The 14982-nt window shown below is 67.1% G+C and carries 13 protein-coding genes; 10 read left to right on the top strand and 3 right to left on the bottom strand.

Annotation, left to right across the window (positions count from 1 at the left end):
• Positions 1–2 precede the first annotated feature (2 nt).
• From ACFY68_RS10195 to ACFY68_RS10185, 3 genes are all read left to right on the top strand, one after another.
• Entirely contained in the window at positions 3–1550 is a 1548-nt protein-coding gene (locus tag ACFY68_RS10195; RefSeq protein WP_387526380.1) for an AMP-binding protein, read from the top strand.
• A gap of 15 nt (positions 1551–1565) precedes the next feature.
• Entirely contained in the window at positions 1566–2729 is a 1164-nt protein-coding gene (locus ACFY68_RS10190; protein ID WP_387526377.1) for an acyl-CoA dehydrogenase family protein, read from the top strand.
• Positions 2730–2793: 64 nt separating this feature from the next.
• Positions 2794–4110 (top strand): MFS transporter, encoded by a 1317-nt coding sequence (locus ACFY68_RS10185; protein WP_387526374.1) that lies wholly within the window; start codon positions 2794–2796, stop codon positions 4108–4110.
• Here the strand turns inward: ACFY68_RS10185 and ACFY68_RS10180 are convergent.
• Positions 4095–5057, bottom strand: a complete 963-nt coding sequence (locus ACFY68_RS10180) for a LysR family transcriptional regulator (RefSeq protein ID WP_387526371.1) — start codon at positions 5055–5057, stop codon at positions 4095–4097. The two genes, ACFY68_RS10185 and ACFY68_RS10180, sit on opposite strands and share 16 nt — an antisense overlap.
• A 149-nt stretch (positions 5058–5206) precedes the next feature.
• Here ACFY68_RS10180 and ACFY68_RS10175 point away from each other — a divergent pair, with 149 nt between their 5' ends.
• From ACFY68_RS10175 to ACFY68_RS10165, 3 genes are read left to right on the top strand one after another with little or no spacing between them, the layout of a single operon-like run.
• Positions 5207–6544 (top strand): DUF1329 domain-containing protein, encoded by a 1338-nt coding sequence (locus tag ACFY68_RS10175; RefSeq protein WP_387526368.1) that lies wholly within the window; start codon positions 5207–5209, stop codon positions 6542–6544.
• 12 nt (positions 6545–6556) lie between these two features.
• Positions 6557–6946, top strand: coding sequence for a YidH family protein (locus tag ACFY68_RS10170; protein WP_387526365.1), 390 nt, complete (start codon positions 6557–6559; stop codon positions 6944–6946).
• Entirely contained in the window at positions 6936–7235 is a 300-nt protein-coding gene (locus ACFY68_RS10165; RefSeq protein ID WP_387526362.1) for a DUF202 domain-containing protein, read from the top strand. The genes ACFY68_RS10170 and ACFY68_RS10165 overlap by 11 nt, the downstream gene beginning before the upstream one ends.
• Positions 7236–7253: 18 nt before the next feature.
• On the opposite strand, the gene ACFY68_RS10160 is transcribed toward ACFY68_RS10165, so the two are convergent.
• Both ACFY68_RS10160 and ACFY68_RS10155 read right to left on the bottom strand, forming a co-directional pair.
• Complete coding sequence (locus tag ACFY68_RS10160; protein ID WP_387526359.1) at positions 7254–9212, bottom strand: alkyl/aryl-sulfatase; 1959 nt, start codon at positions 9210–9212, stop codon at positions 7254–7256.
• Between the two features lie 101 nt (positions 9213–9313).
• A complete protein-coding gene (locus ACFY68_RS10155) occupies positions 9314–10213 on the bottom strand; it encodes a LysR family transcriptional regulator (protein ID WP_387526356.1) in 900 nt (299 codons plus the stop codon).
• Between the two features lie 100 nt (positions 10214–10313).
• Here ACFY68_RS10155 and ACFY68_RS10150 point away from each other — a divergent pair, with 100 nt between their 5' ends.
• Genes ACFY68_RS10150 through ACFY68_RS10135 form a run of 4 tightly spaced genes read left to right on the top strand, consistent with a single transcriptional unit; the run spans position 10314 to position 14980 of the window.
• A complete protein-coding gene (locus ACFY68_RS10150) occupies positions 10314–11552 on the top strand; it encodes a 3-hydroxyacyl-CoA dehydrogenase NAD-binding domain-containing protein (protein WP_387526353.1) in 1239 nt (412 codons plus the stop codon).
• Positions 11549–13336, top strand: a complete 1788-nt coding sequence (locus ACFY68_RS10145; RefSeq protein ID WP_387526350.1) for an acyl-CoA dehydrogenase C-terminal domain-containing protein — start codon at positions 11549–11551, stop codon at positions 13334–13336. Before ACFY68_RS10150 ends, ACFY68_RS10145 begins: the two co-directional genes overlap by 4 nt.
• A 43-nt stretch (positions 13337–13379) precedes the next feature.
• Positions 13380–14543 carry an iron-containing alcohol dehydrogenase gene (locus ACFY68_RS10140; RefSeq protein ID WP_387526347.1) on the top strand — a complete coding sequence of 388 codons (1164 nt, stop codon included), beginning with the start codon at positions 13380–13382 and terminating at the stop codon, positions 14541–14543.
• A 2-nt stretch (positions 14544–14545) separates the two neighbouring features.
• Positions 14546–14980, top strand: coding sequence for a thioesterase family protein (locus ACFY68_RS10135; protein WP_346612460.1), 435 nt, complete (start codon positions 14546–14548; stop codon positions 14978–14980).
• Positions 14981–14982: the final 2 nt, after the last annotated feature.

Genomic DNA, 14982 nt, shown 5'->3' with positions numbered 1-14982 from the left:
ACGTGAACCTTGGAACGATCATTACCCGAAGTGCCCGCTACTGGCCGGACCACATCGCCGTGGCGGACAGCCAGGCACGCCTCACATACGCCCAGCTGGAACGCCGCAGCAACCGCCTGGCCTCAGCACTGGGTACGCTGGGCGTCGGGGTCGGCGAGCATGTGGCGATCCTCGCCGCCAACCGCGTGGAGCTGGTCGAAGCGGAAGTGGCACTGTACAAGGCGGCGATGGTCAAGGTGCCGATCAATGCGCGGCTGTCAGTGGATGAAGTGGTGCGGGTGCTGGAAGACTCCTGCAGCGTTGCACTGATCACCGACGCCAGTTTCGCCCAGGCGCTGGCAGCGCGGCGCACGGAGTTGCCGCTGCTGCGCCAGCTGATCGTGCTGGAAGGCGAAGGCGGTGACCTGGGTTATGCCGCGTTGCTCGAGCGCGGCAGTGAGGCACCGCTGGGCCTGGACCCGGCCGACGATGCGCTGGCCGTGCTGCATTACACCTCCGGCAGCTCCGGCGTGCTCAAGGCTGCGATGTTGTCGTTCGGCAACCGCAAGGCGCTGGTGCGCAAGAGCATTGCCAGCCCCACACGGCGCTCCGGGCCGGGCGACGTCATGGCCCACGTGGGGCCCATCACCCATGCCAGTGGCATGCAGATCATGCCGCTGCTGGCGGTGGGCGCCTGCAACCTGCTGCTCGACCGTTATGACGACCGCCTGTTGCTGGAGACCATCCAGCGCGAACGGGTGACGCGGCTGTTCCTGGTGCCGGCGATGATCAACCGCCTGGTCAATTACCCCGGCGTCGAACGCTTCGACCTGTCCAGCCTGAAGCTGGTCATGTACGGCGCCGCGCCCATGGCACCGGCCCTGGTGAAAAAGGCCATCGAACTGTTCGGGCCGATTCTCGCGCAAGGTTACGGCGCCGGTGAAACCTGTTCGCTGGTCACCGTGCTGACCGAGCAGGACCACTTGGTGGAAGACGGCGATTATCAGCGCCTGGCCTCCTGCGGGCGGTGCTATTTCGAGACCGACCTGCGGGTGGTCAACGAGGCGTTCGAGGATGTGGCCCCGGGTGAAGTCGGCGAGATCGTGGTCAAGGGCCCCGACGTGATGCAGGGCTACTGGCGCGCCCCGGCGCTCACCGCCGAAGTGATGCGTGACGGTTACTACCTTACCGGCGACCTGGCCACGGTCGATGCCCAGGGGTACGTGTTCATCGTCGATCGCAAGAAGGAAATGATCATCTCCGGCGGGTTCAATGTGTACCCCAGCGAAGTGGAGCAGGTGATCTACGGCTTCCCCGAAGTGTTCGAGGTGGCGGTGGTCGGCGTGCCCGACGCGCGGTGGGGCGAAGCGGTGCGCGCGGTGGTGGTGCTCAAGCCCGGGGCGCAACTGCAGGCCGCCGAGCTGATCGAGCGTTGCGGCCGTGCGCTGGCCGGTTTCAAGAAGCCGCGCGGCGTCGATTTTGTCAGCGAACTGCCGAAAAACCCCAATGGCAAGGTGGTGCGCCGCCTGGTCCGGGACACCTACTGGCAACACAGTGAACGTCGTATCTGACCAGGGAGCATCAGCATGTATCAACCCAGTGCAAAGGCTGCGCAGATTATCGAAGCGATCGAGGGTTTCGTCCGCGATCAGGTATGCCCGCTGGAACAGCAGGCACAGCTGGACTGGGCGCGCCCGCACCCTCAGCCGGTGCTGCGGCAGGTATGGAAGCTTTCCAGCGAGCAGGGCCTGTACACCGTCATGCTGCCCGAAAGCATGGGCGGGGCCGGCCTGAACGTGGCCGACCTGTGCGCGGTGAAGGAGGCCACGGTGCTGACAGGCTCCATGCTCGCCTCACACGTGTTGGGCGAGCTGTCGGGGCCGCCGCGGGTCGGCCACCTGTTCAAGGTGGCCAGCCCCTACCAGGTCGAGACCTTTCTCAAGCCCGTGTGCCGCGCTGAAAAGGCCGTGTGCTTTGCCCTGACCGAAGCCGAGGCCGGCTCCGATGCCACCGCCATTACTACCCAGGCGCGCCGCGACGGCGACCACTATGTGCTCAGCGGCAGCAAGCGTTACATCTCTGGCGCCACCTACGCCGACCTGGCGGTGCTGCTGGCGGTTACCGGGCCGGGGAAGGGCGCCCAGGGCATTTCGGCGTTCTTCGTCGACCTCAACGCCCCGGGTGTGCGAATCGACAGCGATTACTCGGTGATGTCCGGTGGCGGTGCCCACGGCGACATCGTGCTTGGCCAAGTGCGCGTGCCCGCCGCCAACCTGATCGGTGAAGAGGGGCAGGGGTTCAAACTGGCCATGGGGCGCATCACCCTCAACCGCCTGCTGCATTGCCCGACCCTGCTGGGGATGGCCGGCCTGGCGCTGAACCTGTCGATCGAGCATGCACGCAGCCGCAAGCAGTTCGGCCAGCCGATCGCCATGTTCCAGGCGGTCAACCACATGATCGCCGACATGGCCACCGAGCTGCACGCTGCCCGCAGCATGGTCTACGCCACGGCCCAGGTGAACGACGCAGGGGGCGATATCCGCACCCAGGCGCCGATGTGCAAGCTGTTCGTCTCCGAGGCTGCCTTCCGCATCGCCGACAAGGCAGTGCAGGTGCACGGCGGCGCTGGGCTGATGCAGGGCCACCCGGTGGAGTGGATTTTCCGTGCCACGCGGATGATGCGTATCCTCACCGGTACCAGCGAGATCCAGCGCAACACCATCGCCAAGGGCGTGCTGATGCCTGCCTGAACGACGGGCCGCCCTTGCGGCGGCCTTTTTGCAACACCCCACAACAATAACAAGAGTACTCGCCATGACTGCGGATTCTTCCCTGCCCAACCCCCGTACCGCGTGGCTGGTGGCCGCGCTGCTGGCCCTGCTGATGCTGGTCAACTTTCTCGACAAGGTGGTGATCGGCCTGGTGGCGGTGCCGATGAGCGCCGAACTGGGCCTGACGGCCACCGAGTTCGGCCTGATCGGCGGCGCCTTGCATTGGTTTTTCGCGATCTCCGCCGTGGTCGGTGGCTTCATGGCCAACCGGCGCCCCACCCGCACCTTGCTGCTGGGCATGGGCCTGTTCTGGGCGCTGATCCAGCTGCCGATGCTGTTTGCCACCTCACTGTGGGCCATCGTCGCCTGCCGGGTGCTGCTGGGCATTGGTGAGGGGCCGGCATCGCCGGTGGCCACCCATGCGCTGTACAAGTGGTTCCCCAACGACCGGCGCAACCTGCCGGTGGCCCTGCTGCATGCCGGCAGTGCCATGGGCCTGCTGGTGGCGGGGGCGATGATCCCCTGGGTCAGCCTGCATTACGGCTGGCGCACCAACTTCATCATCCTTGCGCTGATCGGCCTGGTCTGGTGCCTGCTGTGGTGGCGGCTGGGCCAGGAGGGCACCCTCGAGCGCCTGCGTGCCAGCCAGCTCAAGGCCGACGAGCCGGCTATCCCGTATCGCAGGCTGCTGGGCGACCCCAGCGTGCTGGGCAACTACCTGTGCCACTTCGCCGCCAACTGGTCGCTGGCCCTGACCCTGACCTGGGTACCCAGTTACCTGCAGGTGGGCCTGGGTATCGACCCGCTGCAGACCGGCCGCATCTTCATCATGTTCGTGGTCGTGACCACGCCGCTGAGCTTGCTGCTGGCCTGGTTCTCCCAGCGCCTGATGCGTCGCGGCGTGACGTCACGGGTGGCACGCGGCGTGTTCGTTTCGGTGTGCCTGATACTGGGCGGGTTGTTGTCGGCGTCGCTGGTGCTGCCTGGCTTGAGCACGGCGGCAAGGGTCGCCGCGCTGACGTTGAGTGGTGGCCTGGCGTTGGTGATGTATTCCGTGGGCCCGGCAATGCTCGCCGAGTTCACCCCGGCGGCCCAGCGCAGCGGCATCCTCGCCATGGGCAACGGCAACGGCATCGCCTCGCTGGCCGGGCTGGCAGCGCCGGTGGTGACCGGCTTGCTGGTACAAGGTGCGGGTAGCGAACACCCGGCGGGGTATGCCCAGGGCTTCCTGGTGTGTGGCGCGGTGCTGGTGGTAGCCGGGCTGGTGGGCCTGGCCACCATGAACCCGCAGCGCACCCAGCAGCGCCTGCGCGAGTCGGCTGCAGCTGGCGGGCAGGCGCGCGCTCAGACCGCCAGCTGAACGCCGAGTACCGACTCTAGCGGCTCGGCCTCCTTGCCGATCAGTTCGCCCCGCCAGCGGCCCCTGTTGACCAGGTCGATCAGCACGCTGCGCACCAGGTCGCGCAGGCAACCGGCAGCGAATGACAGGGGTTTGTGCTGGGAATGCGCCAAGGCGATGGTGCGGCTGATGCGCGGTTCGACGATGCGCCGCGCCGCCGTGGGTTCGAGCAGTACGCTCAGCGGCGGCCAGTTACTGATGGTCGCCGCCAGGCCGGCGCGCACCAGGCTGGCGATACCGGGTGCCGATTGCTGCTCGTAGGCGGCGGCCAGGGGTACGGCGGCTTCCATGGCGGCTTGCTCGATGCGTCGGCGCAGGTGCAGCGTCCTGGGCGGCAGCACCAGCCGGGTGGCGGCGGCTTCGGCGAGGGTGATGGTGTCGGGTGTGCCAGGGGCTGATGCGCCAACCCAGTACAGCGCTTCGGTGAAGATCGGCTCGGCCTCCACATGGTCGAGTTCCTCGGCATTGGGCACCACACCGAAGTCCACCTTGCCCAGCTCGATGGCCTGGCCGCCTTCACGGCTGAGGCCGTCCCATACGGTCAGCGTCACGCCGGGGAAGCGCTGTTCGGCGCGCCTGACGATTTCTGGCAGCAGCAGGTCGGCGGCCGTGGCCGGGATGGAAATGGCCACGTGGCCCTTGGGGTCGCCGCGGCTGGATTTGAGCTCATCCTTCACCGAGTCGAGTTTCTGCACCACCTGCCGGGCCACTTCGTAGAGCTGGCGCCCGGCATCGGTCAGGGCAATGCCATCGTGCTGGCGGTCGAGCAGCTGCATCTCCAGCTCGCTTTCCAGCAGGCTGATCTGCCGGCTCAACGCTGGCTGGGCAATGTAGGCGCGACGTGAAGCCGAAGAGAAGCTGCCGGCTTCGACGATGGCGATCAGGTAGCGGAGCTGTTTCAGGGTCATCGGAGCGGTTCCAAGGGTATGCCGAACTGATATGGCACGTATCCGAACACGTTATTTGTGGGGTTCGAAGCGCGGCTCCTAGTATCACCCCGAAAGGGCGTGCCAAGGCAAGCCCGGCCGGACACCACAACAACAAGAGGCCAAGCCCGATGAAACCATTCGCCCTGCTGCGCAGCTTCCTGTTCGTCAACGCCAGCCTGCTGAGCCTGTACGTGGGGGCCACGCCACTGCCCGCAGGCCTGACGCCGGTGGGGGCCGAACGCGGGCCCAGCAGCGACGGCCGCATACCGGCCTGGAACGGCGGCCTGCAGGCGGGGCAAGTGTCGCTGGCGGTCAACGGCACGCCGCTGGACCCGTACGCCGATGAGCAGCCGCTGTATGTGATCACCGCCAACAACTACACCCAGTACCGGGAGCAACTGACGGCGGGGCAGGTGGCCTTGATGCAGCGTTACCCGCAGTCGTTCCGCCTGCCGGTGTATCCCTCGCACCGCACTGTCGCGGTGCCGCCACCCGTGGGCGAGTGGGCCCGGCACAATGCGGCCAGTGCGCGGCTGGTCAATGACGGCAACGGCGTGCAGGGCTTTGCCGGCGTAGTGGCATTCCCCAAGCCCGAGAATGGCCTGCAGGTGCTGTGGAACCACCTCACCCGCCCGCGCAACGGCAGTTACAGCCTGGCCTCGGACAGCATCACCCCGCGTGGCGATGGCCGCTTCGCAACGATGAGCCTGCAACAGAACTTCGCCCGCCCCGACGTACTGGAGGGCGGCCAAGCGGGCAACGTGCTGTATTACCTGAGTTACCGCATGACCGCGCCGTCGCGCCTGGCGGGCGATGCCGTGGTGTTGCACGAAACCCTCGACCAGGTGGCCCAGCCGCGCCTCTCGTGGCTGTACAGCAGCAGCCAGCGGCGGGTGCGGCGCGCCCCGGCGCTGGCCTATGACAGCATCACCCCGGGCACGGCCGGCCTGCGCACCGCCGACAGCCGCGACATGTTCAATGGCGCCCCGGACCTCTACCAGTGGACCCTGGTGGGCAAGAAGGCCCTGCACGTGCCGTACAACAGCTATCGCCTGGCTTCGCCCGTGCTCGGTTATGCCGCGCTGGTCGGGCCGGGCCACGTCAACCCGCAACCCACCCGCTACGAGCTGCACCGGGTGTGGGAAGTGGTGGGCACCCTCAAGCCTGGGGCGAAGCATCTTTATGCCAGCCGCCGCTATTACCTGGACGAGGACAGCTGGGCCATCCTCGAGGCGGACTTCTTCGACCACAAAGGGCAGCTGTGGCGCACTGCCCAGGCCCACAGCTACTACCACGTGACCGGGCAGGCGCTGGTCAACGCCATGGAGGCGATCTACGACCTGCGCAGTGGCCGCTACCAGCTGTCTGGCCTGACCAACGAGCAGCCAAAGCCGTACGCCTTCGACGTGCGCACCAGTGCTTCCTACTTCTCCCCCGGCGCATTGCGCAGCCAAGGGCTGCGTTGACACAGGGCTCTCATGAATTCCGATCACCGTCATACCCCTTGGGAACGCTGGTTGCTGGGGCAGGGCAAGGCGCCCGACCCGCGTTTTACCCTGGCCAATGAGCGTACCTTTCTTGCCTGGATCCGCACCGCTTTGGCCTTGCTGGGCGGCGCCATCGCCATCGAAACCTTCGCGGCCCAAGCCTGGCCGCCGTCTGGGCGCGTGGCGATGGAGCTGGCGTTGCTGGCCACCAGCTTGCTGGTGAGCCTGGGCGCCGGCTGGCGCTGGTTGGCGGTGGAGCGCGCATTGCGCCGCGAGGCGCCGCTGCCGTTACCGCGCCTGGTGCCGCTGCTGAGCGTGGCGTGCGGGCTTGCCTGCCTGGCGCTGGTCGGCGTGCTATGGGCGCGTTGGCATGGCGGATAGCGCCGGCGACACGGGGCTGCAGGCCGAACGTACGGTGCTGGCCTGGCGGCGCACGCAGGTGTCGTTGCTGCTGGTAGCGTGCCTCGCCTGGCGTGGCGAAATGTGGGTGGTGGCCGGCATGGCGGCGCTGCTGGCGCTGCTGGGGCGGGCCCGTGAGCGCGGGGTATACCGCCGTGGGCTGGGCATGCTGCACCGCGAGCAGGGCCACGCGGCCGCCTGCAGCGTGCTGCTCTGCGCCCTGGGGGTGGCGGGCCTGGTGCTGAGCGTGTGGTTGCGCCGCTCGCTTTAGGGCGGCGCTGTGGGTGGTTCAGGGGGTGACGATATTGAAGCGCCCGTCCGGCTCGTCCAGCCCTGCCATGAAGCGCATGAATTTCACCCGCTCACCACTGATCTCGATATCACCCACGGTCGCCTCCTTGAGAAAGCCGGTCTGCTTCAGGGCGATGCGGTCCAGGGTAGCCTTGCTCATTTTTACCTCGACATCCGCCTGCCCGTGGCGGGTGTGGTCGCGGTGGGTGAGCACGCCGTTGCGCAGGGTCAGGGCGTAGTCTTCGTTCAGGTCGGTGAAGTGCCAGTTGATGGTCAGGTCCTGCTCGGCGGCCTTGGCAGCATCCACGCGTACGCCCAGGTAATCGAAGAACAGCGTCGGCGTCAGGGCGCGTACCAGGTCGTCCGCGCTGCCGCCTTTGCTGGCGGCCGGCGCCACACCGTTGCGCAGCTCTTGCGCACCGGTCAGGTAGGCGTTGCGCCAGGTGGCGTTCTCGCTCTGGTAGCCCAGTTGCTCCAGGGCGTCGGCCTGCAGCTCGCGCGCTGCGCTGTTGTCGGGCTGGGCGAATACCAGGTGCCGGGTGAGCTCGGTAACCCAGCGGTAATCACCGCTGCCGTAAGCCTCACGGGCCAGGGTCAGCACCCGCTCGGCGCCGCCCAGGGCCTTGACGTAATGCGTGCCGGCCTCGCTCGGCGGCAAGGGGTTGAGGGTTGCCGGGTTGCCGTCGTAAAAGCCCATGTAGCGCTGATACACCGCCCGCACGTTGTGGCTGAGCGAGCCGTAGTAGTCGCGGCTGTACCATTTGCTGGCCAGCCGTGGCGGCAAGCTGGTCAGCTCGGCGGCGATCTCGGTGGGGCCAAGGCCGCGGTTGATCAGGCGCAGGGTCTGGCTGTCGATGAAGGCGTACATGTCGCGCTGGTCAGCCAGGTAGTCGCGGATCGCCGCGCCGCCCCAGGTCGGCCAGTGGTGCTGGGCAAATACCACTTCGGCCTGCTCGCCATAGCGCAACAGCGACTGGTCGAGGTAGTGCGCCCACACCTTGGCGTCGCGCACCTGGGCGCCGCGCAGGGTCAGCACATTGTGCTGCACGTGCGAGGCGTTCTCGGCCATGCACAGGGCCTTGAACTGGGGGAACCACAGGTTCATTTCAGCGGGCGCTTCGGTGCCAGGGGTGAGCTGGAACTCGATGTCGACACCGTCGATGCGCAGGGTCTCGAAAGGCTGGTCGATCAGCCGGGTCGGGGTAATCAGGCTAACCGTGGCATTGGCCGGCACACCCTTGCCCAGGCCGGCATCCACCTGGCCGCGTGGCCCGCGTGGCAGTGGCGCGCCGTACATGTACTGCGCCCGCCGCTTCATTGCCGGCCCGGCCAGCACGTTTTCGCTGACGGCATGTTCGAAGAAGCCCTGCGGGGCGATGACCTGCACCTTGCCGGCCTTGACGTCGGCCTCGTCGATCACCCCACGCACACCGCCGAAATGATCGACGTGCGGGTGGGTATAGATCACCGCCACCACCGGCCGCTGCGGGCGATGGCGAAAATACATGGCCAAGCCGGCCCTGGCGGTTTCCACCGACAGCAGCGGGTCCATCACGATCAAGCCGTGCTCGCCTTCGATCAAGGTCATGTTGGCCAGGTCCAGGCCGCGCACCTGGTAGATGCCTTCGCTGACCTTGAACAACCCGGCAAGGGTGTTGAGCTGGGCAATGCGCCACAGGCTCGGGTTGACCGTGGCCGGTGCCTCGCCTTTCAGGAAGGCATAGCGCTGCAGGTCCCAGACGGTTTTGCCGTCGGCATTGACCACGGGCTGGTCGACGGCTTCGAGCAGCCCGCGGCGGGCATTGTCGAAGTCGCTGCGGTCGTCGAAGGGCAGGCGCTGCAACCATTGCTGATTGCTCTGGCGGGTGAGGTCGCTGGCGTCCTTGGCCGGCCCGTCGGCCAGCGCCGCGTAGGGCAGGGCCAGGGCCAGCAGGCAGGGCAGTGTGCGTAGGCGCATGGGGTGGTCCTTGTTGTTCTGAGGGCGAACACTCTAAGGACAGAGTTCGCTGGCGAACCAATACCACTCTTGCATGGCCACCCATGCCCAAATGCGATGGCTCAGCCGGCACCAATGTCCATGATGCGCGCCACCAGCCAGGCCAGTGCCGGGTCGTGCTGGCGATGGGCAAGGTACACCAGCTCCAACTGGAAGGGCTGCAAAGCGAACGGCAGGTCGAATACCTGCAGCGGCAGCAGCCGGGCGAAATGGCGGGCCAGGGCGGTGGGCAGCACCACGCACAGGTCGGAGCTTGCGGCCAGGTGCGCGGCCTGCAGGTAATTGGGCGTGGTGTAGACGATGCGCCGGGCCAGGCCCTGTTCCCCCAGCCATTGGTCGACCATGCCACGGGTCTGGCCGCCGTGCACCCACAAGTGGCGCAGGGCGAGAAACGCTTGAAGGTCGAGCGTGCCATCCACTTCGGGGTGGCCCTGGCGCACCGCCACGTGCAGGGTTTCGCTGCGCCAGTGGCGCCGCTCGTAGCGCGCGGGCACCTCATCGAAGCGCCCCAGCACCAGGTCGAGTTCGCCGCGGTCGAGGGCTTCGGCGGGCAGGTTGGGCGTCAGGTGCAGCACGTCCACGCGCAAGTGCGGGGCCTGGTTTTGCAAGGTGGCCAGCAACTTTGGCATGCACAGCTGTTCGGCGAAGTCGGTGAGGGCGATACGCAGCTGGCGGTGGCTGAGCTGCGGGTCGAAGCTGTCGCCGGCGCCAAGGGTCTGTTCGATCTGTAGCAATGCCGCGCGAATCGGGCCTTCCAGGGCCAGGGCGCGCGGGGTGGGGCGCATGCGCCGGCCCACGCGCACCAGCAGCGGGTCGCCCAGCAGGTCGCGCAGGCGCGCCAGCGCATTGCTCACCGTCGGCTGGGTCAGCGCCAGGCGCTCGGCAGCGCGCGACACGTTCTGTTCACGCAGCAGCATGTCCAGGACGCGCAGCAGGTTGAGGTCGAAGTTGGCTATATTCATGCGAAAAATACATGGGATGGAAAATGAGAATTTCAAAAATAGTAGGCGCCTGACTAGGGTGAGGGCAATGCCTTCACACCTCGAATCAGGAGCGTCACCCGTGAGTACTCCCTACAACGTTCAGCAGGCGGCGGTGATCGGCGCCGGCACCATGGGCCGCGGCATCGTCATCAGCCTGGCCCGTGCAGGCCTTGCGGTGCTGTGGTTGGACAACGACCCCAGCGCCACCGAAGCCGGCCTGGCGATGATCGCGCAAACCTGGGCACAGCAGGTGGCCAAGGGCCGTATCGATCAGGCCGAGGCCGACGCTTGCCTGGCGCGGGTGCGCCAGGTAACGGCCTATGACGACCTCGCCAAAGCCGACCTGGTGATCGAGGCGGTGTACGAGAACCTGGCGCTCAAGCAGGCCATCTTCCGTACCCTGGACAGCACGCTCAAGGCCGACGCCATTCTGGCCAGCAACACCTCGGCACTGGACATCGACGCCATCGCGGCCGTCACCCGCCGGCCCGAACAGGTGCTGGGGCTGCATTTCTTCAGCCCCGCCCATGTGATGAAGCTGTTGGAAGTGGTGCGCGGCGAGCGCACTTCGCCTGCGGTACTCGAGGCGGCCCAGGCCCTTGGGCAGCGCATGGGCAAGGAAGTGGTGGTGGCCGGCAACTGCCCGGGCTTCATCGGCAACCGCATGCTCGCCAGCTATGTGGCCGAGGCGCGCAAGCTGCTGCTCGAAGGCGCCACGCCGCGGCAGGTTGATGGGGCGCTGCAGGCGTTCGGCATGGCCATGGGCCCGTTTCGCATGTACGACGTGGTCGGCATCGACCTGGAGTGGCGTGCGCGCCAGCTGGCCGGCAAAGACATGGATGCGCCGTTGGTACAGGTCGACAATGCCCTGTGCGCGCTGGGGCGTTTCGGCCAGAAAAGCGGCCAGGGTTACTACCGTTATGCCCCCGGCAGCCGTGAAGCCGTGCACGACCCCGAGGTCGATGCGCTCGTGCTCAAAGTCGCCCAGGACCTGGGCGTGCACCGGCGCGCGATCGACGACGAGGAAATCCGCGAGCGCTGCCTGCTGGCGCTGGTCAACGAGGGTGCGAAAATTCTCGAGGAAACGGTGGCCAGCTGCAGCGCTGACATCGACCGGGTGTACCTGCATGGCTATGGCTTCCCGCACGAGGTCGGCGGGCCGATGCGCTGGGCCGACCAGCAGGGCCTGAGCTTGCTGCTGGCCCGCCTGGAACGTTTGCAGGGCCTGTTCGGCGAGCACTGGCGCCCGGCCGGGTTGCTGATGCGCCTGGTGGCTGAGGGCAAACAGCTGGCCGACGTCCGCGAGGGCCGCGCATGAACTACCGAGCCCCCCAGCGTGACATGCACTTCGTGCTGCACGAACTGTTCGATGTGACGGCGCATTGTGCCCGCCTGGGCAATGAGCTGGACCGCGAAACCATCGATGGCATCCTTGAGCAGGGTGCACGCTTTGCCGGCGAAGTGGTTGCGCCGCTCAACCGCCAGGGCGATGAGCAGGGCTGCCGCCTGGAGCAAGGCAACGTGCGCACACCGGAAGGTTTTCGCCAGGCTTACCGGCAGTATGTGGAGCAGGGCTGGGGTGGCATGACCGGCCCGCTGGAACATGGCGGCCAGGGCCTGCCGCAAATGGTTTCGGCCTGTTTTCACGAAATGCTGATGGGCGCGTCGCTGTCGTTTCGGATCTATTCCGGCCTGACCGAGGGCGCCGTGCTGGCCTTGCACCGGCATGGCAGCGCAGCGCTCAAGCGCGATTACCTGGGCAAGCTGGTCAGCGGCGAATGGGCCGGCACCATGTGCCTGACCGAGCCGCAGGCCGGTACCGACCTGGCGCTGCTGCGTACCTGTGCCGAGCCGCAGGGCGATGGCAGCTACCGCATCAGCGGCAGCAAGATCTTCATCAGCGGTGGCGACCAGGACCTTACCGACAACATCGTCCACCTGGTGCTGGCGCGCCTGCCGGATGCGCCGGCCGGTGTGCGTGGCATCAGCCTGTTCCTGGTGCCCAAGTTCGAGTGCACCGAAGGCGCAGGGTTGGGCCCGCGCAATGCGGTCGAATGCGGCGCGCTCGAGCACAAGATGGGCATCAAGGGCGCGGCGACCTGCGTGATGAATTTCGATGGCGCCCGTGGCTGGCTGGTGGGGGAGGCCAACCAGGGCCTGGCGTGCATGTTCACCATGATGAACGATGCGCGCTTCCAAGTCGGCCTGCAGGGGCTGGGCATCGCCGAGGCGGCCTTCCAGGGTGGCCTGGCCTATGCCCGCGAGCGCTTGCAGTCGCGCAGCCTGGCAGGGCCGGTGGCGCCCGAGCGCAGTGCCGACCCGATCATCTGCCACCCTGACGTGCGGCGCATGCTGCTGACCCAGAAAACCCTCAGCGAAGGCTGCCGCATGCTGGCGGCCTTTGCCGCCCAAGCGCTGGACCTGGAGCACGGCGCTTTGCAGCCTGAGGTGCAGGCGGCCGCCGGGCGCCGGGCGGCGTTGCTGATCCCCATCGTCAAGGCCTTCCTCACCGATGTCGGCCAAGAGACTGCCAGCCTGGGCGTGCAGCTGTACGGCGGGCATGGCTACATCCGCGAATGGGGCATGGAGCAACTGATGCGCGACAGCCGCATCACCCAGCTGTACGAGGGCACCAACGGCATTCAGGCGTTGGACCTGATTCGCCGCAAGCTGCTTGGCGACGGTGGCGAGCAGTTGCGCCTGCTGATTGATGAGTTGCTTGAAGCGGCACGCAACTGCCGCGCAGACGCCCTAGCCGGGATGGCCCAGGCGGTTGCCCAGCGCCTGCAGGAATGGCGCAGCCTGAGCGCCGAGGTGCTCGACGCCTGCCGCTGCGACCCGCAGGAAATCGGCGCGGTGTCGGTGGATTTTCTCGCCTATTCGGGCTACGTGCTGCTGGCCGCGCTGTGGCTGCGGGCGGCCGAAATCGCCAGCGCGGCCTTGGCCGCCGGCAGCCAGGACAGCGCCTTCTACCAGGCCAAGTTGCACGCTGCAGCCTTTTACTGGCGGCGGGTGTTGCCGCGCGCGAGTGCCCACTGCGAGGCCGTGCGCGGCGGCGCGCAGTGCCTGATGAGCCTGGATGAAGCGCACTTCGCCTTTTGACCTGGCCCGGCTGTTCACCCACAAGAACAAGAGGAACATGAGCATGCAGCCTTTCAGTTTTGCCACTACTCCCCATTTGCTGTGCGAACCCGGCGCCGCCGGGCGCCTGGCGCAGCTGTGCCAGCAACGCGGCGTGCGCCGCGTGCTGATCGTGACCGACCCGGGTATCGTTAACCTGGGCATGCTCGATGACTTGCTGCCAGGGTTCACCCAGGCCCGCCTGAGCGTAGCGATCTTCAGCGAGGTCAGCGCCGACCCCAGCCATGCCTGCGTGCTGTCGGCCGTCGCTCGGGCGCGGCATATCGGCGCCGAGCTGATCGTCGGCTTCGGTGGCGGCAGCTCCATGGATGTCGCCAAGCTGGTGGCGCTGCTGGCGCACCCGGCCTGTGACCAAACCCTGGAGGCGGTCTACGGCATCGACCAGGCCAAAGGCCAGCGCCTGGCGCTGATCCAGGTGCCGACCACCGCCGGAACGGGGTCGGAGGTTACACCCGTGGCCGTGATCACCACCGGCGAGGCGGCCAAGATGGCGGTGATTTCACCCCTGTTGCTGCCCGACCTGGCGTTGCTCGACGCCGAGCGCACGCTGGGCCTGCCCCCGGCGATCACCGCCGCCACGGGGATCGATGCCATGGTCCATGCCATCGAGGCCACCACCAGCCAGTTCAAGCGCAACCCGCTGTCCAGCCTGTTGGCCCGTGAGGCGCTGGCGCTGCTGGCCGGCAACCTCGACCAGGCGGTGCACAACGGTGGCAACCTGGCGGCGCGCCAGGCCATGCTGCTGGGCGCCTGCCTGGCCGGGCAGGCGTTTGCCAACGCGCCGGTGGCAGCGGTGCATGCGCTGGCCTACCCATTGGGGGCGCGTTACCACGTGCCGCATGGGCTGGCCAATGCGCTGGTGCTGCCCCACGTGATGCGCTTTAACCGTCGCGAAGCGTTCGCCGACTACGCCGCGCTGGCCCCGGCACTGCTGGGCGATCGGCTGGTGCCTGGTGACCCGCATGAGCTGTGTAACCAGTTCATCGATGAGCTGGAGCAGCTGGCGCCACGCTGCGGCCTGCCCAGCCGGCTGCGAGATGTAGGGGTACCGCGGCACAGCCTGCCATTGCTGGCCGAGGATGCCCTGCAACAGCAACGGTTGCTGGTCAACAACCCGCGCAAGGTTACCCTCGACGACGCATTGGCCCTCTATCAGGCGGCGTTTTGAACATGGCCAGGGAACGCCCGCTGCGCGGTGCCTACCGCCACTTCCAGCCGATCACCACGCGCTGGCACGACAACGACCTGTATGGGCATGTGAACAACGTCGTTTATTACGGTTTTTTCGACAGTGCCGTGAATACCTGGTTGATCGAGCACGCTGGCCTCGATATCCACCACGACCCGGTGGTGGCCTACGTGGCCGGGTCCGCCTGCGACTATTTTGCCGCCGTCGCCTTCCCGCAACGCATCGAGGTGGGCATCGCCGTCGAACGGTTGGGCAACAGTTCGGTGCACTACGCCCTGGCCGTGTTCGTCGAGGGCGAGCCCGAGGCCTGCGCCGCTGGCCGTTTCACCCATGTGTTCGTCGATCGCCGCAACAACCGCCCGGTCACGATTCCCGCCAAATTGCGCAGCGCCTACGCAAGCCTGCTGCCGGTGTAATT

Origin of the sequence: Pseudomonas sp. NPDC012596 (assembly GCF_042902325.1) — a bacterium.
Classification (GTDB): domain Bacteria; phylum Pseudomonadota; class Gammaproteobacteria; order Pseudomonadales; family Pseudomonadaceae; genus Aquipseudomonas.
Note: the sequence above shows the minus strand (reverse complement) of the source record. Positions and strands in the feature narration are given on the sequence as shown.

Excerpts from the sequence above, each read along its gene's own strand:
- ACFY68_RS10190 (WP_387526377.1), top strand. The coding sequence starts at position 1,566 with ATGTATCAACCCAGTGCAAAGGCTGCGCAGATTATCGAAGCGATCGAG.
- ACFY68_RS10185 (WP_387526374.1), top strand. The coding sequence starts at position 2,794 with ATGACTGCGGATTCTTCCCTGCCCAACCCCCGTACCGCGTGGCTGGTG.
- ACFY68_RS10180 (WP_387526371.1), bottom strand. The coding sequence starts at position 5,057 with ATGACCCTGAAACAGCTCCGCTACCTGATCGCCATCGTCGAAGCCGGC.
- ACFY68_RS10175 (WP_387526368.1), top strand. The coding sequence starts at position 5,207 with ATGAAACCATTCGCCCTGCTGCGCAGCTTCCTGTTCGTCAACGCCAGC.
- ACFY68_RS10170 (WP_387526365.1), top strand. The coding sequence starts at position 6,557 with ATGAATTCCGATCACCGTCATACCCCTTGGGAACGCTGGTTGCTGGGG.
- ACFY68_RS10165 (WP_387526362.1), top strand. The coding sequence starts at position 6,936 with ATGGCGGATAGCGCCGGCGACACGGGGCTGCAGGCCGAACGTACGGTG.
- ACFY68_RS10160 (WP_387526359.1), bottom strand. The coding sequence starts at position 9,212 with ATGCGCCTACGCACACTGCCCTGCCTGCTGGCCCTGGCCCTGCCCTAC.
- ACFY68_RS10155 (WP_387526356.1), bottom strand. The coding sequence starts at position 10,213 with ATGAATATAGCCAACTTCGACCTCAACCTGCTGCGCGTCCTGGACATG.
- ACFY68_RS10145 (WP_387526350.1), top strand. The coding sequence starts at position 11,549 with ATGAACTACCGAGCCCCCCAGCGTGACATGCACTTCGTGCTGCACGAA.
- ACFY68_RS10140 (WP_387526347.1), top strand. The coding sequence starts at position 13,380 with ATGCAGCCTTTCAGTTTTGCCACTACTCCCCATTTGCTGTGCGAACCC.
- ACFY68_RS10135 (WP_346612460.1), top strand. The coding sequence starts at position 14,546 with ATGGCCAGGGAACGCCCGCTGCGCGGTGCCTACCGCCACTTCCAGCCG.